The 20,494-nt window shown below is 55.1% G+C and carries 15 protein-coding genes; 9 read left to right on the top strand and 6 right to left on the bottom strand.

Annotated elements, in window-relative coordinates:
• Positions 1 to 69 precede the first annotated feature (69 nt).
• The gene (locus ACYSMN_RS06120; RefSeq protein WP_488922970.1) at positions 70 to 624 is read left to right on the top strand and encodes a DinB family protein; all 555 of its coding nucleotides are present in this window, start codon (positions 70 to 72) and stop codon (positions 622 to 624) included.
• A 122-nt stretch (positions 625 to 746) separates the two neighbouring features.
• Here ACYSMN_RS06120 and ACYSMN_RS06115 read toward each other — a convergent pair whose 3' ends face one another.
• Together ACYSMN_RS06115 and ACYSMN_RS06110 are read right to left on the bottom strand one after the other, a co-directional pair.
• Positions 747 to 1,202, bottom strand: a complete 456-nt coding sequence (locus tag ACYSMN_RS06115) for an acyl-CoA thioesterase (RefSeq protein WP_488922969.1) — start codon at positions 1,200 to 1,202, stop codon at positions 747 to 749.
• A gap of 73 nt (positions 1,203 to 1,275) precedes the next feature.
• The gene (locus ACYSMN_RS06110; protein WP_488922968.1) at positions 1,276 to 2,013 is read right to left on the bottom strand and encodes a class I SAM-dependent methyltransferase; all 738 of its coding nucleotides are present in this window, start codon (positions 2,011 to 2,013) and stop codon (positions 1,276 to 1,278) included.
• Between the two features lie 420 nt (positions 2,014 to 2,433).
• Here ACYSMN_RS06110 and ACYSMN_RS06105 point away from each other — a divergent pair, with 420 nt between their 5' ends.
• The gene (locus ACYSMN_RS06105; protein ID WP_488922967.1) at positions 2,434 to 2,820 is read left to right on the top strand and encodes a hypothetical protein; all 387 of its coding nucleotides are present in this window, start codon (positions 2,434 to 2,436) and stop codon (positions 2,818 to 2,820) included.
• 150 nt (positions 2,821 to 2,970) lie between these two features.
• On the opposite strand, the gene ACYSMN_RS06100 is transcribed toward ACYSMN_RS06105, so the two are convergent.
• Positions 2,971 to 4,524 (bottom strand): MFS transporter, encoded by a 1,554-nt coding sequence (locus ACYSMN_RS06100; RefSeq protein ID WP_488922966.1) that lies wholly within the window; start codon positions 4,522 to 4,524, stop codon positions 2,971 to 2,973.
• A gap of 550 nt (positions 4,525 to 5,074) precedes the next feature.
• Here ACYSMN_RS06100 and ACYSMN_RS06095 point away from each other — a divergent pair.
• Both ACYSMN_RS06095 and ACYSMN_RS06090 read left to right on the top strand, forming a co-directional pair.
• Positions 5,075 to 9,217, top strand: coding sequence for a T9SS type A sorting domain-containing protein (locus ACYSMN_RS06095; RefSeq protein WP_488922965.1), 4,143 nt, complete (start codon positions 5,075 to 5,077; stop codon positions 9,215 to 9,217).
• A gap of 201 nt (positions 9,218 to 9,418) precedes the next feature.
• Entirely contained in the window at positions 9,419 to 9,895 is a 477-nt protein-coding gene (locus ACYSMN_RS06090; protein ID WP_488922964.1) for a nucleoside deaminase, read from the top strand.
• Positions 9,896 to 10,066: 171 nt separating this feature from the next.
• Here ACYSMN_RS06090 and ffh read toward each other — a convergent pair whose 3' ends face one another.
• Positions 10,067 to 11,416: a signal recognition particle protein gene (gene ffh, locus ACYSMN_RS06085; RefSeq protein ID WP_488922963.1), complete on the bottom strand. Its 1,350-nt coding sequence runs from the start codon at positions 11,414 to 11,416 to the stop codon at positions 10,067 to 10,069.
• Between the two features lie 52 nt (positions 11,417 to 11,468).
• Positions 11,469 to 11,798, bottom strand: coding sequence for a hypothetical protein (locus ACYSMN_RS06080; protein ID WP_488922962.1), 330 nt, complete (start codon positions 11,796 to 11,798; stop codon positions 11,469 to 11,471).
• Positions 11,799 to 11,905: 107 nt separating this feature from the next.
• Between ACYSMN_RS06080 and ACYSMN_RS06075 the strand changes: the two genes are divergently transcribed.
• From ACYSMN_RS06075 to ACYSMN_RS06060, 4 genes are all read left to right on the top strand, one after another.
• Positions 11,906 to 13,225 (top strand): glycosyltransferase family 4 protein, encoded by a 1,320-nt coding sequence (locus ACYSMN_RS06075; protein WP_488922961.1) that lies wholly within the window; start codon positions 11,906 to 11,908, stop codon positions 13,223 to 13,225.
• Between the two features lie 155 nt (positions 13,226 to 13,380).
• On the top strand, positions 13,381 to 14,400 hold the full coding sequence (gene pseB, locus ACYSMN_RS06070) for a UDP-N-acetylglucosamine 4,6-dehydratase (inverting) (RefSeq protein ID WP_488922960.1): 1,020 nt from the start codon (positions 13,381 to 13,383) through the stop codon (positions 14,398 to 14,400).
• 162 nt (positions 14,401 to 14,562) lie between these two features.
• Complete coding sequence (locus ACYSMN_RS06065; RefSeq protein ID WP_488922959.1) at positions 14,563 to 15,192, top strand: pseudaminic acid biosynthesis-associated methylase; 630 nt, start codon at positions 14,563 to 14,565, stop codon at positions 15,190 to 15,192.
• A 172-nt stretch (positions 15,193 to 15,364) separates the two neighbouring features.
• Positions 15,365 to 16,960: a hypothetical protein gene (locus ACYSMN_RS06060; protein WP_488922958.1), complete on the top strand. Its 1,596-nt coding sequence runs from the start codon at positions 15,365 to 15,367 to the stop codon at positions 16,958 to 16,960.
• 89 nt (positions 16,961 to 17,049) lie between these two features.
• Here ACYSMN_RS06060 and ACYSMN_RS06055 read toward each other — a convergent pair whose 3' ends face one another.
• Positions 17,050 to 18,033 (bottom strand): gliding motility-associated C-terminal domain-containing protein, encoded by a 984-nt coding sequence (locus ACYSMN_RS06055; protein WP_488922957.1) that lies wholly within the window; start codon positions 18,031 to 18,033, stop codon positions 17,050 to 17,052.
• Between the two features lie 1,305 nt (positions 18,034 to 19,338).
• Between ACYSMN_RS06055 and pseC the strand changes: the two genes are divergently transcribed.
• Entirely contained in the window at positions 19,339 to 20,487 is a 1,149-nt protein-coding gene (pseC, locus tag ACYSMN_RS06050; RefSeq protein WP_488922956.1) for a UDP-4-amino-4,6-dideoxy-N-acetyl-beta-L-altrosamine transaminase, read from the top strand.
• Positions 20,488 to 20,494 lie beyond the last annotated feature (7 nt).

Here is a 20,494-nt window from a genome sequence, read left to right as displayed (position 1 = left end):
CCACCGGTGGGGATTTTACGTACCTTTTGCCCAAAGCTACGCCGCATCCCTTTACTCCCACCTTGCTTCATGAATCATCGTCTGCACCTGCGCTTCGAGCAGCTCGAACAAGCCACTTCTCGCTTGCTGAAAACGACTGAGGCCCTTGGTGACGCGGCGCACCAGTCGCCGGGGCCGGGCCAGTGGTCGGCGGCGCAGGTGGTGCAGCACTTGCTGGTGGCCGAAATGGGCATTGGGCAATACATCGAGAAGAAGCTGCAACACGCCGAAAACTTGGAACAGGCTGGTCTTCGGCATGCTTTCAAGTCGCTGTTGTTGCGGGTGTTGCTGCGGCTTCCATTCACGCGGTTCAAAGCACCAGCTGTGTTGAGCAGTATCACGCCCGACCATATTCCGCCTCTGCCGCAACTGCGGGAGGAATGGCAGTCCGGGCGGCGGCGCTTGGAGCAGACCCTGAATGAATATCCTAGCAAACTACTCAAGCGGGCCATCTTCAAGCACCCTCGCTCTGGCATGCTCACCATCCATCAAACGCTGGACTTCATGCTCGACCACGTGCTCCACCACCAACTCCAGGTGGAGCGTATTGCAAAGGCGCTGAAGAGTAAGGAAGGAGTGAAATAGTCCTTCCTTTTAGCTGTTTTCACAAAAATGCATAAGCGTCTTTCCTGGCTCCTAGCGGGGAAAGTGTTACTGTTTATTGCACCTTCAGTCGCCAAAAACGCTCCCGTTTCTAGCTGAATACACTACTCCCTCACTTTCTTCTCCCGCACAATGTCGGCGTACGTGGCGTGACGGGTCATGTGGGAGAAGGTGTTGGCCAGTTCGGGGGTTGGCAGCGTGAGTTTGCGCAGGCGTAAATCGAGCCAGGCACCGTCTACGGCCACAATGGCGGCTTCGCGGCCATCGGCTTTGTATAATGTGTGAATAATACGCCAGCGGGAACCATCGGCGCTGAGGCCACCCACTTCCGCCGAAACGCGGATGGTCTCACTTAAGTGAATCTCCTTCAGAAAGCGCGTGTCTTCGCGGAACAGGATGGGGCCGATAGCCAGTTTGGCAAACTGCTGCATCGCAAAACCCTGGTCGGCAAGAAACTCTAGCCTTGTTTGGGCAGCGTAGTCGGTGTAAGCGGAGTGGCGCATGTGCCCGTTTGGGTCCATATCGGCCCAACGCACGGTGTACGTCTTGATGTAGGTCATGTCGTTGCGAAGAATTTGCTGATTGACGTGTCGCTGTAATGTTGACTAATAAACTTGTTATTGACTTAGTTATCTACCCGTTGAGTGGTGTCAGCCGCACGAGGTACTGTTGCTGCTCATCCTCTCCCAGAAACTCCACTTCGTAACCCGCTTCTACAGCATAGTCTTGCAGGATGCTGGCATCAGCAAAAAGCCAGGAGAATTGGGCGCCCTGTAGCTCACCATACTGCATGGCGTACGTGACTTCGCCGTAGTACGGGCCGTTCAGGTCGAAAACCAAAGCCCCTTCCTCGTCTTCGTAGAGGTAGCTGATATCGGAAGAAGTTGCCAGAATCTGACCGCCAGGAGCCAGCAGTGCGCGCGCGTGGCGCAGAAATTTTTCCAACCCCTCCAATGTGCCCACCAGGCCTAGGCCGTTCATGAGCATGAGCAGCGTGTCGTATTTTTCGTGCGTGAGGGCGGCATCAAAGATGTTGTGGTGGGCTACTTCGCGCACGCCGCGTGCCTGCATTACTTGCACGGCTCCTTCGGAAGCATCGATGGCCTTCACCTCGAAGCCACGAGCTTGCAACTCCAGCGTGTGGCAGCCCGCGCCGGCGCCTAAATCGAGCACCCGGCCCTGGCACTCGTCGAGAGCCTGCCGTTCCAACTCGGGCATTTCCCAGAGGCTGCGGAAAAAATAAGCGGCTGGCAGGGGCTCTTCTTCCGCTACGTTGCTGTGCACGGTGAGCGCAGCATCCGTTTGGCCTTGCTGATAGTCGCGCAAAGCGTGACCAAGCGGGTCAGGTAGCACAGGGGCATTGGTAGGCATCGGCGATTGTGGCGAGAGATGGGCAGGATATTGGCGCCGCAAGTTACGGCATCGGGCGGGGTGGGTCCTGCTTGATTGGCCAAGTTCGGGCTCAAACATCAGGCGGAGCGTTGAACACCGTCAAAAAGTCGGAGTGGGGTACTACAGAAAATTTTTACATAAAGCGCCCCGACCAAACGCTAATCCCAGTCCGACTCAACAAACGGAGCATTTTGGAGGCTCTCGAGGAGCAGTATAAATCTTCAGCCGCTGCGTATGTCAGCAAGCAAAGTCTCAATCTGAGCAAGGAAGCCGATGTGGTTCGTCTACTGGCCTATTACGACACTTTGCAACCATAATCCGAGCAGTAAATCCACCACGGCGTATCCTTCTGCACAATGGTTGCGTTTGGTATGCCAGACGCTTTTTACGCCCTTCACCATGTCCAGCAACCTCGACTACCTGAATCCTGATTTGCAGCCGCTCGAAGACAAGGTAAATGCCTATCTGGCCACGGAAAAAGACCTGCATAAAGCAGAACAGGATATTATAGCTTTGCCCTTAGAGAAGGCGCAAACAGAGGCTGCCGCAGCAGCATTTGAACAGCGCCCGGCAACCGGCAGCTTCCCACAGCACGCCGAGGAGGCGCAGCAACAACTGCAAAACCTGCGCGACGACCTTGTCCGCTTGCGTCAGGATATTATAGCGCTACTACCAGCGTGCAACGAGTGGGTGAAAGTGAACCTTGGCTACGGCCCTAGCCGCGTAGGCGCCTTCCCAACTCCTGACGCACCCGCCGACACTTACGAGCTACGTATTATTCACTAGCTACTTGTCCTTAGATGGTCAACCCTCCTTTCCAGCTCTAGCGCTAACATTGCCTGGCTCCTGCTGCGCAAGGAAATTTAAGGCAATACCTGTTCTCTAGCCTTGATTCTAGCTGGCGGGGAATTAAGAAGAGCTTCGCGATTTTCTTACTTAAGATTCTCGTGGAGAAGACTTCGTTGAGGCCGATTTTGCGGGAACAGTGAGAAAGGCGAGTACGCTGCTGGCAGCTGCTACGCCGGCACACACCCAAAGCATCAGCTGGTAAGTGTTTTGGAAGGCCTCTCGAATGGACTCTTGCACCGCTGGCCGTTGTGTTGCCGCCACAGCGTCAGGTACTGCAGCGGCTCCAAGCTTGGGTGCTTCGCGCAGTAAGGCCGCCTGCGTTAATTCAGGCAGTTGCAGCGGAGCAGTTCGCTCTATAAGCTGGCCAGAAAAGTGCGTAAGAGCTAGCCCACCTAGTGCGGCCAGAGCCAGTACACCTGCTGTGCGGGCTACGGCGTTGTTCACGCCCGAAGCCGTACCCGCGTACTCATCGGCAACAGACGTCATAACGGCCGTAGTGAGGGGAACCACGGTCAGGGCCATCCCAAGTCCAAACAAAAGCAACCCCGGCAGAAACGTACTCCAGTAAGCTGCTGGTCCTGCCGTAAAGCCAATATGCCCTAGCCAACCAAAGCCCAACGCTACTAGTAACGGACCCGCCGTAAGCAGAGGCTTCGGCCCGTAACTATCGGCCCAGCGGCCGGCGGGCCGGGAAAGGCTGGCAATAAGGGTGGCTAGAGGCATGAAAGCCAGCCCCGCCTGAAACTGCGAGTAACCTTGCAGTTGCACCAAGTTGAGGGAAAGGAAAAACATAGCGGCAGCCAATGCGCCGTAGAGCAGCAGAGTAAGCCCATTGGCACCACTGAATGTGCGGCTGGTAAACAAGCGAAGCGGCAACATAGGGTGTTTGGATCGGTACTCTACCCATAGAAAAGCACCTAAAGCCAGTACTCCACCGCCAAAGGATGCTACCACTTGTACACTGTTCCACCCAATGGCCGGGGCTCGTAGCAAGCTCCAGGTAAGGCCAGCCAGCCCAAGTGCTACCAGAACGGCGCCCAACCAGTCGCTGCCAGGAGCAGTAGCGGAGCGCGTTTCGGGTACTCGGCGCCAAAGCACCAGTAGCGCTAACGCCGCCAGCGGTAGATTCAGCAAAAAGATAATCCGCCACCATCCTACATCGGCCAACCAGCCGCCCAGCGCTGGTCCGCCCAGCGTAACCAACGTAGTTGCCGCCGACCACGTGCCGATAGCTTGCCCTCGCTCCTGTTCGGGAAACCCGGCCGAAATGAGCGCCAGACTGCCAGGAATCAGCAAAGCCCCGCCCATACCCTGTACGGCACGCGCCGCAATCAGCCAACCCGTGGTGGGCGCCAGGCCGCAGGCCAGTGAAGCCAACGCGAACAACCCAATACCCGCCATGCAAACGCGTTTACGGCCTAGTCGGTCGCCAAGCGCGCCGCCCTCTAAAATGAGCGCTGCCAGCACCAGTAAGTAGGCATTCAAAATCCAGAGCAAATCCGGACCACTTGCATCCAAGTCTTTCTGCAGAACTGGCAAAGCCACATTCAGCGCCGAACCATCGATAAAAGCCATGCAAGAAGCCGCAATAGCAGCCACTAAAATCCAACGCCCAGTAGCTGGATCAGCAGAATGAGACATAGTAGAAGTAGCCATGACGGTTATGAAAAGGCAAGTACAATCTCATTCCACCAGTCAATTGGTGCGTATTTGAGAACCGTGCAAGTGCAAGTCCTTGTTTTCGAGCGGCTGAGAGCCAAGGATAGCAGGACACCCTTAACGACGAAGCTAGGCATAAAAAAAGGCGGACCACTGGCCCGCCCCTTTTCCACAACCAAAACACCTAAAAAGTATTCTTTCTAGGATTTTTTCTTTAACAAGGATCGGGCCAAAAAGATTAATTATCTCGCCGGTTTCTAAGCGCTACAATAGCAATTACCGCCTTAGTCTGGCTGCTAGTAACCAATAAGTGCACAAAATAATAAGAGGTAGAAAAGTGTACATAATCGTAAAATACGCTTATCATTGTCTAGTAGAGCAATATCTTGTTGAATAATTTCAATAAAACCATTGCACTAGAGATAGCTAAAATATTCTATGCCTAACTCTCAAGTAGCCACTCTTTTCTCTGTTCCATATGAAAACACCCTTTACTGCTCAGCTTGCGCTGTCGGTCTTCTTTAGGCGACGCTTGAGCGCAATTTTGTTATTAGGGCTTCTTTTAAATCTGGCTCTAAGCTCTTTTTCAAACGTTCAGGCGCAGTTTCCGCGCAATGCAACGTTTAAGGGCTCCTCTGAAGCAAACTTCACACTTAGTGGTAATGCCCGCTATACCGGGACTGGAAGAACTGGCGATGACGCTATTGGTTCAGGGTACCTACGCCTAACCGAAGCCACTAACGATCAAGCCGGCTCCATCATCGACAACCTCGGCTTCGATGCTCCAGAAGGTTTTACCATCTCATTCGAGTTCTTTGCCTACGGCGGCACTGGAGCGGACGGTTTCAGCGTTTTTCTAGTGGACCAGAACCAGCCCATGAGTGGTTTCCGCATTGGAGCTTCGGGTGGATCTTTGGGCTATGCTCAAAAAACAGTTGCCCCCATTGCCCCCGGTGTTTCGCGCGGCTATATCGGCATCGGCATCGACGAATGGGGCAATTATGCCAACCCAACGGAGGGCCGCAACGGCGGGCCAGGCTTTACGCCAGACGCTGTTTCCATTCGCGGAGCCGGCGACGGCTCTAGTACCACCGATTATCCCTACCTCACGGGTACAGCTTTGAACCAGCTTGGCTTTAGCTTGGATGTACCTACTGAACGGGCGCAGTCAGGATCGGACGACTACCGCCGTGCCTTTATCGACGTGGTACCAGTCGGGTCGGGTACAAGCAGGACTTATCGGATTACAGTGCGAATTCAGCACGGCAACGAGGTAGCTACCACGGTGAATAACTTCACAGTAGCCACTCCCCCTGATAGGTTGCGCCTGGGCTTTTCGGGCTCCACGGGCGGCTCCACCAATGTGCACGAGATTCGTAACCTGAATATTGTGCAGGCGCCGTTTGCTAACGATGATTTGGCCTCTACGCGTTACAATCAGCCAGTGACGCTAAACGCCATCAGCAACGACATATTCCCTGGTACTGGCTTTCAGCTTGGCTCTCTAGACCTAGATTTCAGCACTGCTGGCATCCAGAATACTTTTACGGTTACTGGTAAAGGCACGTTCACAGCGACTCGGGACGGCCAAGTTACGTTTACTCCTACTGGAAGCTTCGCTGGAACGGTTGTCATACCGTACACGGTGAATGATGTGCTGGGTATGACCACCTCTACGTCCAGCCCAGCCAACATCACGGTCATTGTACAAGGTGCCGATGTACAAGCGAACGTTAGCGGCCCTACGTCTGCTAACCCTGGTTCTAGTATCACTTACACTGTAGCCACTACCAACCTTGGACCAATAGCCGCTAGCAACGTAAGCACAACATTGCAGCTCACGCCCAACTTGCCGGCTGGTAGTGTCACGCCCTCCAGTGGAAGCTACGATCCTTCTACGGGCTTAGTCACGTTCGCTCCTATTGCATCGCTAGCTAGTGGCGCTTCTCCGGTCCTCAACTCCGTAAACGTTACCGTGCCAGCAAGTGGCAGTATTGTAGCTCTCGCTACTGTAGCTAATGGCATTCCGGATCCAGTAGTCGCTAATAATACGGCTACCATCACCACCATTATTGGTGGTATAGCCAACGTATCGACTGTCTGCGCATCGCCGGGCCAAGACGGCTTTCGAACCGTTGCCAACGGGAACACAGCAACGCCTAACACTTATTATCCGGGGGTTTCAGCCAGCGGCACCACCGTGGCCATAGGGGCAGCCCGCAATACGGATGGAACACCTATTGCAGTAGGCGATGTGGTGCTGATTATGCAAATGCAAGGCGCTAATCTTAATACTACCAATACGAATGCGTATGGTGACGGTGTTGCTGGCCTACCAGCCAGCGGTGTCCTAGCAGCCGACCTGACGGCTGGTAACTACGAGTATGCCAGTGTTGCGGCCGTGCAGGCATCTGGTGCAAACCAGATTCTTACTCTCAACAAAGCGCTGACCAATACGTACGAAAATATTGATTTTGGCAGCATAACGGGAGATCAGACCGGCCAACGCCGTTTCCAAGTTATTCGGGTACCGCAGTATTCCGCCCTGACTGTTACAGGCACCATTACGGGCCCAGAATGGAACGGAGCCACGGGCGGCGTGCTCGTGCTGGATGTGGCAGGAAGAACGACCTTCAACAACGGCTCGCTCAATATGAATGCTAAAGGTTTCCGGGGCGGGGGCGGTAAGACTTACAGTGGGGCGTCTGGCGGCTACAACTCCAATGACTTTCTCCAGCTTGCTGCCGGTGCCCACGCTTCAAAAGGCGAGGGTATTGCTGGTACTCCCCGTTACATATTAAATGATGCTGGTACCGCAACTATAACTTCTGGCAACGAAGGCTACCGAGGCGGTAGCAACGCTCAGGGTGCCCCTGGCAACGCAGGTGGCGGCGGTACGTCTGCTTCACCTAACTCTGGTAACACGGGTAATGCTGGCGGCGGCGGCGGCAGCAATGCAGGCGCGGGCGGCTTGGGCGGTTACGGCCAGGGCACGGGTGGCAGTGGCCCCCTTGCCTCAGGCGGAGCAGCCTTCGCAGGTAGCTCTTCCCAACTGGTTATGGGCGGTGGCGGTGGCGCTGGTGGTACAAACGGTAACGCCGCCAACGAATTTCGAAGCAGTGGCGGCCAAGGTGGCGGCATCATCATCCTGCGGACGGGCTTTGTAACGGGTACCGGCCAAGTAGTAGCGAATGGTGGCAATGCTCCAGGCACACCAAACCTTGCCGATGCCGCTGGTGGTGGCGGTGCGGGCGGAACCATACTGCTGTTTGCTACCCCTCCCTCCAGCACGGCGCCAGGCCTGAACGGCTTAACTGTGCGCGCTACCGGCGGCGACGGCGGCGACGCGAATTCTGGTGCTGTCATTGCCTCGACATTGTACGGCCCAGGTGGCGGTGGCGGTGGCGGATTCGTGTACGCTAACAGTGCCCTAGCTTCCTCATCGGTGGCTGCTGGGTCTAATGGCCGAACTGGCAGTGCACTTCTTAACACTAATTACGGGTCAACAGCGGGTGCTGGTGGCAGCTCTTCAACCGCCACTAGCGCTGCCATCCCCAACACGATTGCTGGAGCCGGTGACTGCCTACCTGTGCTCACGGCAGCACTGCGTACTACCACTCCTATCCGGACTCGCGTAGGTGCTCCGGGAAGCGCTGTGAATCCGGCGCTCTACAACCTCACTGTTTCGAATACTGGTGGTGAGGCTACCGACGTAACTATGCTGGTGAGCTTAGCCAATGATATCTTTGGCTTCGACAACACATCGGCGGTACAGACTAGTCTAACTCTGGCCAATAACACCGTTACGGCACCTGTCAATTTTACGCAGCCCACCACTAGCGGAAGTAGCCAGCCCACGTTCACTACCTCGTCTATTCCAGCGGGTGCTACGCTAAGCGTAACTTTCCAAGCTACCATTGCAGCGGCTGCTAACGATGGCGTGGCATATCAAGCGAGTAGCGACGTTACTTATACTAACCCGCTTCGCACCAGCGACGCCACCAGCACAGTTCGGCCAGGCGGCAATTACGCGGGTGGCACTGATACGAGTTTGGGAACCGCGGCCGGTAGCAATTATACTGCTAGCTCCAGCACTGCCGAAGACGTAACCATCACGCGGCCCTTGCCAGTGGAGCTGAAAAGCTTTGAAGCCGTGGCGGTGAAGAATGATGCAGTACTGACCTGGACTACGGCTACCGAGCTCAACAACGACCGTTTCGAGATAGAGCGTTCTTTCAACGCCAGCCATTTCGAGCGGGTAGGCACGCAACGTGGGCAGGGCAGTAGCACTCGCGCTACTGACTATCGCTTCACGGATGCTGGTGCGGGCCTATTAGGCTACAAAATCGCCTACTACCGTCTGCGGCAGGTTGATACCGATGGCACAGTCTCGGTGAGCCCAGTACGGGTTGTGAAGTTTAACAACGCAAGCAAGGCCAACGTGGCGCTATATCCTAACCCTGCTCCTGGCCAAGCCACTCTCGATCTGACAGATCTGCCGGCCGGCACTTACCAGGTGCAGATACTAGATATCACGGGTCGTCAGGTTGGCACTTATGCGCTAGGAGGAGCCAATAAGCACCCGCTTGCTGTAAAAGACCTACCGCAAGGAAGCTACGTGGTGCGCATTATTGGTAACGGCGTGAGCCTAGCAATGCCATTCGTGCGCAACTAAGCAACTTCCTAATTACCTGCCGGAAAAGCCTCTGGAAGTGTTCCAGGGGCTTTTTTGTGTACCCTAATAGCACTGCCCATTCTGTATTGCTCCTACTGCTTGCAACCTTTCTTTGACAACTTAGCGTCCAAAAATACGTGGGCAACAAGTGTATAACCTGGCAGGTACTTACCTTGCGAGTCCGTTTTTTTATTTTCTCCTATGGACGCTCCCAACCCTGATTTCATGCGCGAAGCCATTCGCCTTTCCATCGAGAAGATGCAAGCCGGCCACGGCGGGCCTTTTGGAGCTGTGGTAGTGAAGGATGGTGAAATTATTGCACGCGGCTTCAACCAAGTCACCAGCACCCACGACCCTACTTGCCACGCCGAGGTGGACGCTATTCGCAAGGCCTGCGCCGCGCTAGGGACCTTTCAACTAGAAGGTTGCGACCTGTACACCTCCTGCGAACCGTGCCCCATGTGCCTCGGCGCCATTTATTGGGCCCGCCCGTCCCGCGTCTTCTACGGCAACACCAAGGCCGATGCCGCCGCCATCGGCTTCGATGACCACTTCATCTACGACGAAATCGAAAAGCCCCTCCACCAGCGCCAAATCCCCATGACGGAGCTATTGCGCGATGAGGCTCTAGTGAGTTTCCAAGCCTGGAAACAATACGAGGGTCGAAAAGCCTACTGATCACGGATTGGCGCGGATTTTAACGGATTCCACGGATTTTGTGGACGATTGCAAAAGCAAAAAGCCTCGCACATGCGAGGCTTTTTGCTGAACGGGACTTTCGTTCAATTTAAGCTAGGCGAATCGTCCACAAAATCCGTGGAATCCGTTAAAATCCGCGCCAATCCGTGATCAGCGGAGTGGGCCTTTCATGCCCATCATGCGGGCCATTTGCTGCATACCGCCTTTGGTTTGGCTCATTTTGTTCATGGTGCGCATCATTTTGCGCATGTCCTCAAACTGCTTCATTAGGTTGTTGACCTGCTGAATATCGGTGCCGGAACCTTTGGCGAGGCGGCGGCGGCGCGAACCGTTGAGCAGTTCCGGCTGGGCCCGCTCCTTGGGCGTCATGCTCTTAATGATGGCCTCAATCGGCTTGAAGGCGTCGTCGTCGATGTCTACGTCTTTCACGGCTTTGCTCATGCCGGGAATCATGCCCACAAGGTCCTTCAGGTTGCCCATCTTCTTGATTTGCTCCAGCTGCGAGAGGAAGTCATCGAAGTTGAACTGGTTTTTGCGAATCTTCTGGTTGATGCGCTTGGCTTCATCCTCATCGAACTGCTGCTGGGCACGCTCTACGAGGGAAATAACGTCGCCCATGCCCAGGATACGCTGGGCCATCCGGTCGGGATAGAACATATCCAGCGCCTCCATCTTCTCGCCCGTCGAGATGAACTTGATGGGTTTCTCCACTACGGCCCGGATACTAAGGGCCGCCCCGCCGCGCGAGTCGCCGTCGAGCTTGGTGAGCACCACGCCGTCGAAGTTGAGCCGGTCGTTGAAGGTTTTGGCGGTGTTCACGGCGTCCTGGCCGGTCATGGAGTCCACCACGAACAGCGTTTCCGACGGGTTAATGGCTCGCTTCACCTGCTCAATCTCGGCCATCATCTGCTCGTCCACGGCCAAGCGGCCGGCGGTGTCGATGATGACGACCTTCTTGTTGTTTTTGCGGGCGTACTCGATGGCGTTCCGCGAAATGTCAACCGGGTTTTTATTCTCCGGCTCGGAGTACACCTCCACGCCCACCTGCTCGCCGAGCACCTTCAGCTGGTCGATAGCGGCCGGGCGGTACACGTCGCAGGCTACGAGCAACACGGTACGGTTTTGCTTCTTGATAAAGGACGCCAGCTTACCAGCGAAAGTGGTTTTGCCCGAGCCTTGCAGACCCGAAAGTAGCACTACGGCCGGCTCGCCCTTGATGACGATGTCCTTCTTATCGCCGCCCATGAGCTGGGTTAGCTCATCGTAGACAATCTTGGTCATCAGCTGGCCCGGCGACACGCTAATGAGCACGTCGCGGCCCATAGCCTCGTCCTTGATTTTGTCGGTTACTTCCTTGGCTACCTTGTAGTTTACGTCGGCGTCCACGAGGGCGCGGCGGATTTCCTTGACGGTAGCGGCAACGTTGATTTCGGTGATGCTGCCCTGGCCTTTGAGCGTCTTGAAAGCCCGATCGAGCTTGGTACTGAGGTTATCAAACATCGGTAGATGTGCTACTTAATTTACTAGTGAGGTGATGTGCTGATTTCGACGCTTAAAAAGCCTTGCGCAGCACGATGTTTTCCAGCACTTCCAGGCGACGCAGCACGTCGGGGTTGGCGGGCGGGTTGGTTTCCATACGCTCCAGCCGCTTGTCGATCTGCTGCACGTCGGTCCGCAACTCGGCTACCTCCTGCTTCACGCCTTCGATTTTCTTTTCCACCCGGATAAAACCATCGGCGGTGGCTTCGGCAAAGCGGTTGAAGATGGCTTCGAAACGAGTACCCAGGTTGTCGATAGCCTTTTTATTCTCCTCGGTTTGCCGATCTACGGCCCGCAGGACGTCGCCCGTGAGGGCCAGCAATTCGGTGTAGTCGGCAGCCATAGCCTATGATACGAATGGAAAACGGATTCAGCCTTCAAAAGTAACCAGAAAACCTCGAAAGGCCGCGCCTGCGTACCTTCGCGCTTCTTCCCGCTATTTGGTTGCCCGTGTCCGTTGCCCGTCCGCTTCGCTTGCTCGTCATCACCTACTATTGGCCGCCTTCGGGGGGCGCCGGCGTGCAGCGCGGCCTCAAGTTCGTGAAGCATCTACCGGCGCTGGGCGTCGAACCAACCGTGATTACTGTCGACCCCGAAAAAGGCGCTTATCCGGTACTAGACCACTCGCTGGCGGCCGAAGTACCGGCCGGCGTGCGCGTAATTCGAACGGACACGTCGGAGCCGTTTGGGAGCTACAAGAAGCTGACGGGGCGCCAGCAGATTCCGTACGGCGGCTTTGTAGGCGAAAATAAAACCAGCCTCACGCAGCGGTTTTTCAAGTTTGTGCGCGGCAATTTATTTATCCCGGATGCCCGACGCGGCTGGAACCGGCACGCTTTGAAAGCCGTGGCGGAGCTTATAAATCAAGGGGAAACCTTCGACGCGGTGCTGACCAGCTCGCCCCCCCACTCCACCCAGCTCATTGGGCTGGCGCTCAAAAAACGCTACGGCTTGCGTTGGCTGGCCGATTTGCGCGACCCCTGGACAGACATTTACTACCACCACGAGCTAAACCAAACACCGCTGGCCCGCTGGCTCGATGCCCGCTACGAGCGACAAGTGCTGGAGCAAGCCGACGTGGTGCTGACAACCAGTGCCGACACTGGGCGGCTGTTTCTGGGGAAGTCGGCGGCGCTACGACCGGAGAAATTCCATGTGCTGCCCAATGGGTATGATGAAGCTGATTTTCAAGCCCCATCGACGCCGCCCACTGATACGCTGCTCGTCACGCACACCGGCACTATTTCTGAAACCTACCACATTGAGTTGTGGCTGCGGGCCTTTGCAGAGTGCCGCAGGCGGCACCTGGACGTGCCGCTGCGGCTATGCTTCGTGGGAAAAGTATCGGAAGGCGTACAGCAGCAGCTCGCCGAAAACGGGCTGCTGCCGCACACGGAGTTGGTTGCCTTCGTGCCGCACGACGAGTCAGTGAGCTACTTGCTACGAGCATCCGTGCTGCTGATGGCTATTCCCGATGTGCCGTACAACCTCGGCATTTTGCCAGGTAAGGTCTTCGAATACTTGGCGGCGAGCAAGCCGGTTATCTGCGTCGGGCCGGCCGGCTCCGATGCCGACCTGCTGCTACGGGAGTGCAGCGCGGGCCAAGCATTCCCATATGCTGCCTACGAAGCCATGTTGGAACATCTGGAGAAACTAGTGGCGCAATGGCGCCTCAACCCTAACCTTGATCTACCGGCCCTCAAGCACGCCCGCTACTCCCGCCGCGCCCTTACGGAGCAGCTGCTTTCTTTAATGAAGAATGAAGAATGAAGAATGAAGAATGAAGAATGAAGAATGGCTACGCCGCCTCCCTTTGGCCGGGTTGCGCGAATTTCTCATTCTTCAGTCCTAATTCTTCATTCATTTCCCAATCCCGTACTTTTGCCCTTCTGATTTGCCGAACATACCCGGCGCTTTCGCTTTTTATGGCTCTCGACCTTAATCACAAATCCATTTTGGTGACCGGCGGTACCGGTTCGTTCGGCAAGCAGTTTGTGCAGAGCGTATTCGAAAAATTCCCGCAGGTAAGGCGCCTGGTCGTGTACTCGCGCGACGAGCTGAAGCAATATGAGATGTCGCAGACGTTTTCGCAGAGCAAGTATCCCGCCATCCGCTACTTTATCGGCGACGTGCGCGACGGAGAACGGCTGAAGCGAGCCTGCGAGGGTGTCGACATTATTGTGCACGCCGCTGCCCTCAAGCAGGTACCCGCCGCCGAGTACAACCCCATGGAGTGCATCAAGACCAACATCTTCGGGGCGGAGAACGTCATAAATGCGGCTCTCGATTGCGGCGTGAAGGAAGTGGTGGCACTGAGCACTGATAAGGCCGCCGCCCCCATCAACCTCTACGGCGCCACTAAGCTCTGCTCCGACAAGCTGTTCGTGGCCGCCAACAACATCAAGGGCGGCCGCGACTTGCGGTTTTCGGTGGTGCGCTACGGCAATGTAATTGGCTCCCGCGGCTCGGTGGTGCCCTTTTTTCTGCAACGTCGGCACTCCGGCGTACTACCCATTACCCACCCCGACATGACGCGCTTCAACATCTCGCTCGAAGAGGGCGTGGATTTGGTGCTCTACGCGCTGGAGCACAGTTGGGGAGGCGAGATTTTCGTGCCTAAGATTCCGAGCTATAAAATCACGGAAGTAGCTCAGGCCATTGGCCCAGAATGCCGGCAGGAAATTGTGGGCATCCGGCCGGGCGAGAAACTGCACGAGGAAATGATAACCGAAACCGACGCGCTAAGCACCGTGGAGTTGGAGAAGTACTACGTGATTTTGCCTTTCACGCCGTGGTGGAATGTCGAAGAGTTTATTCGCCATTTCGATGGAAAGCGCGTTCCGGAAGGCTTCCATTACAACTCTGCCAACAACGACCACTGGCTTAACGCGGAAGAAATTAGAGAGGAAATCAGATTGCACGTAGATGCAAACTTCGCAGTATAGCAACCTGCTTTTTATAAATTCAACCTGTCATTTAATCAACCCCCTCTTGAAATTATTTTTCAATATTCATTAAAGAACCAGGCGTGGAGTCCAGAAACCACTTAAATAAACGGGGCGCCCCTGAAAAGCCTTACGAGTAAGAAGTTGTAGCAGTAAATTAAAATGAATTTCAAGACAGAGCAGGAGAAATTCTGGGCCGGAGAGTTTGGCAACGAATATATTGGCAGAAACAAAAGTGAAGAATATTTGGCCTCCAACCTGAATTTCTTTTCCAGAATATTCAATCAAGTTAGCCGCCCAACTTCTTTAATCGAGTTTGGAGCTAATGTGGGAATGAACCTGAAGGCCATCAAGCTCCTGTTTCCGGCTATCAACCTGTATGGCATAGAGATAAACAAGCAAGCCGCTGAGGAACTTGCCAGCGTCGTTGGTGCCGACAATGTGTACAACGGTTCAATTCTCGATTATAATACCTCGACAAAATTTGATGTCTCGCTGATAAAAGGTGTTCTAATTCATATTAACCCTGACAGGCTTCAGGAAGTGTATGAGAAGCTTTACGCGTCGAGCAATAAGTACATTCTTATTTGCGAGTACTACAATCCTTCCCCGGTAGCCATAAACTACAGAGGACATACCGACCGTTTATTTAAGCGGGATTTCGCAGGAGAAATGCTCGATAAATACGCGGATCTTAGGTTAGTGGATTATGGCTTTTGCTACAAGCGCGACAATTCTTTCCCGCAGGATGATGTCACGTGGTTTTTGCTCGCAAAAGAGCAAAGCAAGTAGAAGTTAAGCCCACCGGGATATTCTAAAAAGCAGCCTTATTACTTCCCTGTTCACTTTCGCACAACTGCCGCCAGCCAAATTCGCTGCTTTGCTTGAACTTTACAGCTACATATTCTCCCCGCCGCCCTTTCTGCCCCACACCTAGCCTTGTTCGTCGAGGCAACCTCACTGCATGAAAAACTACCAAAAGCACCTGGAATCGACGCTGGCCGTGGGTGAAACGGTGAGCCTGACGCGGCGGCCCGTGTTTCGCTCTTCGGCAATTTTTCCGGTGCTGCACAACCAGCACTACAGCAGCCGGGTGCTATTTATGGGCTATTGGCTGCTGAAGCGCAATATCCCGGAGGTACAAATGCTCGTGACGCTACGGGGCCAAGCCGGCGACTTGCTCCTCCGCAAAAGCTTGCTCATCAACGAGCCGAAAGCCTTTGCCCTGCGCCTCAACGACCTGCTGGCGGAAACCGTGCTTGGTGCTGCCGCGGATTTTACGGGTTCGCTCGAATTGGAAATTTTCGCCACCCGCGACCTGGTATATCCTTATCCGGCATTCGTGCTCAATTACTACGGCGACAACTTTATGGCCAGCGTGCACACCACGGGCCGCATCTACAACGACATCGAAGACCTGCAGGAAAATGAGTCGGTAATCGTACCTGAATGTGGGTTCGATATTTTGTCGGGTGAGGCGTACGCGCCTTTTTTTGCGTTTGTGAATGGCGTGTATGCTTATGAAAGCCAAACCATTCGCTGGACTATCGTAGATGAGCACGACCGCGCCACGCACGGCGCGTTTGAGTTGCGCGACGTACCCGCCTACGCCACGTATTTCGTCAATCTGCGCGACTACATCGACCTCGACGCCATCCTGCACGGCGAGAAAGGCACGATCAAGCTGCACCACGATTTCCGGGGCTTTTTTCCGCGTTTCGTGGCCGGCAATTTTGAGCAGCAGCGCCACGCGCTCAGCATCACGCACACCTACTACGACAGCTCTGCCGTGAGCGACGCCAGCGCCTACTGGACCAACAGCGACGAGCGGTTCTACGATAGCGCAGTTTTTGTACCGCTCTTTAAGGAAGCTGGCGAATATACGCATTTGGTGTTCTACCCCGTTTACTCGCCCTGCGCTTTCGGCATCGATCTGGAATTTTACGACGAGGCCGGGCAGCGCGTAGGTGCCGTACGCGACTGGCGCCACTTGGAAGCATCGCCGGAACAGTTCTTTAGCCTAGATTTCAACGAGGTTATTCAGGCGCATTTTTCTGCTGAGCAAGCCGCTGAATTACAGGGCGTCAACATCATCAAGCACTGGCCGGATCGAGAGCGAATTCCAACTCGGCTCAAGTTCGGGCTGAATGTGGGCCGCGCTGATAAGCCGCTGGACTTGCCCACCAACGTGTGCTTCGCTTCGCAGCTAGCCAATGCAAAGCTGCTCACCAAACCCGGCACGTTCAAGTGGAGTCCCATTCTCGATGGCGACCATTCGGTGGTAATAATACTGAACGGCTCCCCCGTGAAGGAGTATGCCATGCCCGCCAACCTGGAACTCACGTTTTTTCGGGAAACTGATAGTCAGACCTTGGTCCGAAACGCCCGCCTAGCACCTTTCGGCCAATTACGCATAGAAAGCAACACCGACCACGAGTTGCGCACTTTCCTGGCAGGGCAGCCCGGCTGGATTACCATCCAAGCCGATAACCCTTTCGTGACCTCGTGGTACTTCGATTTCAACGACAGCGGAGCCGTTGGCGGCGACCATTCTTTTTAGAAATCGGTTCGTCCTGAAACTAGCCGCACCAAAAAGCGCCGCCTTCACGTGAAGGCGGCGCTTTTTGGTGCGGCTATAGCGAAGAAAAATCAGCGTATTACCTCCACGAAGCCCCGGTAGCGCTGGCCGGTTATGCTATGGGTCAGTAGATAGTAATAGACGCCAACAGATTCGTCGACGGCCTTCCACCCATTGTCGTAGGCTTCCCTTTGATAGACCTGCCGGCCCCAGCGGTTGTAAATTTCAAGGCGCCAGTTTTTGGGGTTCAGTCCTTCCAGTACGAAAGCATCATTCTTGGCGTCGCCGTTGGGCGTAATGACGTTGGGAATTTTGAACGGGCATTGGGCCGCGCGCACGGCTATTTCGTCACGGCTCGTGCAGCCGCCGGGCAGCGTTACCTCCACTGCATACGTGCCGGGCGTCTGTACTATGAACGTGCTGCTCGTAGAGCCATCCTGCCAACGGTAAGTTGCTCCCGCTGGCTGCGAGCTAACCCGTAGCTGCAGCGGTCTTTCCCGACATACCACCGTATCGGCGCCAAGGCTTACAACTGGTGCAGGCTGCGCGTTGACAATGGTAGTTGCCTGCGTCGAACAGCCTTGCGGCGAAGTAACCGTGACGGAGTACGTGCCGGGCTGTGTCACGGTAAAACTGCTGCCCGTGGAAGCATCCTGCCAGCGGTATGTACTTCCCGCCGGTTGCGTCCCAGCCATGAGTGTCAGGCGCTGGCCTGCGCAAAGCGGCTGCGTAGTAGGTCCTAAACTTACCGTAGGAAGCGGGCTTACCATCACGGTTGCCGTTGCCGTAATGGGCGCTACACCAGCCACTGTCACGGTAGCCGTGGTGGTGTAAGTTCCCGCCGCAGTATACACGTGCGTGGGCGTTACGCCAACTCCCGTGTTTGACGCTCCCGAAGCCGGATCACCAAAATTCCAGGCAACGGTAGCACCAGGTACCGCCGGCGACAGCGCTAAGGAGAAAGACGCGGCGGCACCCACACAAATAGGAGCCACTGAAATGGCCGCCGTAACGGTTGGTGGCGCAAATTTGTTGGGGAAGTTGGGCAGTCCCACCTGAGCAAATCTTGATCCTAACGATACAGCATTCGGGCTGAATCCACAGGCGGCGCCTAATCCATTGGGCGAATTGATGACATGTAAGGAAGGTCTATCATAAGAAGCTATATAAATCTTATTGTCCAACGCAACCTGTAGTGCTACGGCTATTCCTGAAAGGTTTGCCACCACTTGGCGGGAATTACTGATAGCAGCTGGCGAACCGGCAAGCAGATTGTATTGATAGATAGTGCTGGAGAAACCGTCATCTGCGTATGTGCTAGCATAAAAGCGGGAATTATCCGGAGAAAACTCAACTCCAGAGTAATGAGCAGCGGAAAAGGGAAGCGGCACATAGTTGGAAACGCTGCCGGTCCTGTTGTTGAAAGTGTATAGCTCTAGCTGTTTGTCCCGTTGGGCTAAGGCTAAATGAGTGCCTGCGGGCGAGATTTTCATGTAGCCAACAGCATTCGCAGCGCCGAAAGCTCCAGCTCCGCCACTGTGCTCGGGGCCAACGGAACTGATTACGGGCGTAGGACTGATGCCAGTTGGCGACAGTAAAAAGCTGTAGAAGCTGTTCGACTGCCAGCCATGCACAACAACCCAATAATCCCGGCCATTGGCATGAAGCGCAGCCGTAAGTTTTTCCGTCACTTTTCCGCTGAGAGTGGGTGTGGGCAACCGGATTGCTTTTGTCCCCACTACCAAGTCGCCTAGACCGCCCCGCCTTGACATGTCAACAAGAGAGTAACGCAGGCCTCCTACCAAGTTGTTGTCGATGGCATCGACGGTGAAGATGAAATACTGCGTTGGATTAAGCGGGTGCGGCAAGATCAAAGCGCCTTGCGAGGAAGAGATGTGCCCGCCTAAGCCGGAGCCGTTTGGCATAAGCTGATGACTGGCGTCCCATACTTTTTCTCCGTCACTGTACATGACCAGATTTCCGGCTGAGGTCGAAAGACTGGCACATGCTTCGTAGGAACGTATCTGCCCATCTGCTAAAGCCACCGGACTGCCACTGGTGAATGTTACCCCGGCCTGACTACCGAAATACCAATTGTTGGCTTCCCGCTGAGCGTACAGAGTAGTAGGAAAATGAATACTGATGAGTACCCAAAAGAGCATACTGGTCACCTTGTAAAACTGCTTCATTCGCAAACACTAAAAAACTGAATCAATAAACTTGAGTGTAATTTTGAAAGACCCTTTTGACTTCAAAGCTCATCAAGTAAAGGTAATGCCTTAAATAGGTCGGTTGCTAGTGACCAGCAATTTTGGACCTTTGCACTGCTGAATAAAGCAGCACATCCTTAACCACTTTTCATGACTCCTATTCCCTACGGCCGGCAACAGATCACAGCAGACGATATCCAAGCCGTTACCGAGGCTCTTCACTCTGATTTTCTGACACAAGGCCCCAGGGTACTGGAATTTGAGGAGAAGTTTGCAGCGTACATCGGAGCGCGATACGCGGTGGCCGTTAGCAATGGCACGGCGGCTTTGCACCTTTGCGCGCTGGCGCTTCAGGTGCAGCCAGGGCAACGCGTCATCACCTCGCCCCTAACGTTCGTGGCGTCGGCGAACTGCGTGCGCTACTGCGGCGGTGAGGTACATTTCGCCGATATCGACCCGGCCACCGGCTTGCTTGATTTGCAGGCTGTGCGCACCCTGCTCGAAGCACACCCCAAGGGTCATTTTCAGGGGCTGATTCCCGTGGATTTTGCGGGCCTAGCCATCAACATGGAAGAAGCGCGAGGCTTAGCCGAGGAATTTGGGCTGTGGATTATTGAGGACGCCTGCCACGCGCCCGGCGGTTTTTTTGTGGACGCGGCTGGCAAGCAGCAGCAGTGCGGCAACGGCCACTTCGCAGACTTAGCCATCTTCAGCTTCCACCCAGTGAAGCATATTGCTACCGGCGAGGGCGGTATGGTGACGACCAACCGCGAAGACCTGTACCAGGCTCTGCTTAAGCTGCGCACCCACGGCATCACGAAAGACCCCGCCCAGATGCAGCGCTACGATGGTGGCTGGTACATGGAGATGCAGGAATTGGGCTACAACTACCGCATGCCCGACATGCTCTGCGCCCTTGGAATCAGCCAACTACGGCGGGCCAACGAAGGGCTGGCCCGCCGCCGACAGTTGGCCGCGCGCTATGATGCTGCTTTTGCTACCATGTCCGGTGTAGTTCCGCTGGCTGGCTCGGCCGGCCACGCTTACCACTTGTACGTGATTCAGGTGGAAGACCGAAAAGGCCTGTACGACTTTCTGCGTGAGCGGCAGGTGTACGCGCAAGTGCACTACATTCCGGTACATACCATGCCCTACTACCAAGACTTAGGCTGGAAACCCGGCGACTTTCCGAAGGTGGAGCAGTATTACGCGCGTTGCCTCAGCATTCCGATGTTTCCGAGCCTCTCGGATGAGCAACAGGAGTATGTGGTGGCTTGTATTCGAGAATTTGTATCCTAAGGCTGAT

The organism is Hymenobacter sp. M1-2 (assembly GCF_057808495.1).
This window is presented reverse-complemented; position numbering and strand designations above follow the sequence as displayed.

What these genes read in the sequence shown, in the direction of transcription:
- ACYSMN_RS06120 (WP_488922970.1), top strand. Translation starts at nt 70, where the DNA reads ATGAATCATCGTCTGCACCTGCGCTTCGAGCAGCTCGAACAAGCCACT.
- ACYSMN_RS06110 (WP_488922968.1), bottom strand. Translation starts at nt 2,013, where the DNA reads ATGCCTACCAATGCCCCTGTGCTACCTGACCCGCTTGGTCACGCTTTG.
- ACYSMN_RS06060 (WP_488922958.1), top strand. Translation starts at nt 15,365, where the DNA reads ATGAAAAACTACCAAAAGCACCTGGAATCGACGCTGGCCGTGGGTGAA.
- ACYSMN_RS06080 (WP_488922962.1), bottom strand. Translation starts at nt 11,798, where the DNA reads ATGGCTGCCGACTACACCGAATTGCTGGCCCTCACGGGCGACGTCCTG.
- ACYSMN_RS06100 (WP_488922966.1), bottom strand. Translation starts at nt 4,524, where the DNA reads ATGTCTCATTCTGCTGATCCAGCTACTGGGCGTTGGATTTTAGTGGCT.
- ACYSMN_RS06065 (WP_488922959.1), top strand. Translation starts at nt 14,563, where the DNA reads ATGAATTTCAAGACAGAGCAGGAGAAATTCTGGGCCGGAGAGTTTGGC.
- pseC (WP_488922956.1), top strand. Translation starts at nt 19,339, where the DNA reads ATGACTCCTATTCCCTACGGCCGGCAACAGATCACAGCAGACGATATC.
- ACYSMN_RS06090 (WP_488922964.1), top strand. Translation starts at nt 9,419, where the DNA reads ATGGACGCTCCCAACCCTGATTTCATGCGCGAAGCCATTCGCCTTTCC.
- ACYSMN_RS06105 (WP_488922967.1), top strand. Translation starts at nt 2,434, where the DNA reads ATGTCCAGCAACCTCGACTACCTGAATCCTGATTTGCAGCCGCTCGAA.
- ACYSMN_RS06115 (WP_488922969.1), bottom strand. Translation starts at nt 1,202, where the DNA reads ATGACCTACATCAAGACGTACACCGTGCGTTGGGCCGATATGGACCCA.
- ffh (WP_488922963.1), bottom strand. Translation starts at nt 11,416, where the DNA reads ATGTTTGATAACCTCAGTACCAAGCTCGATCGGGCTTTCAAGACGCTC.
- pseB (WP_488922960.1), top strand. Translation starts at nt 13,381, where the DNA reads ATGGCTCTCGACCTTAATCACAAATCCATTTTGGTGACCGGCGGTACC.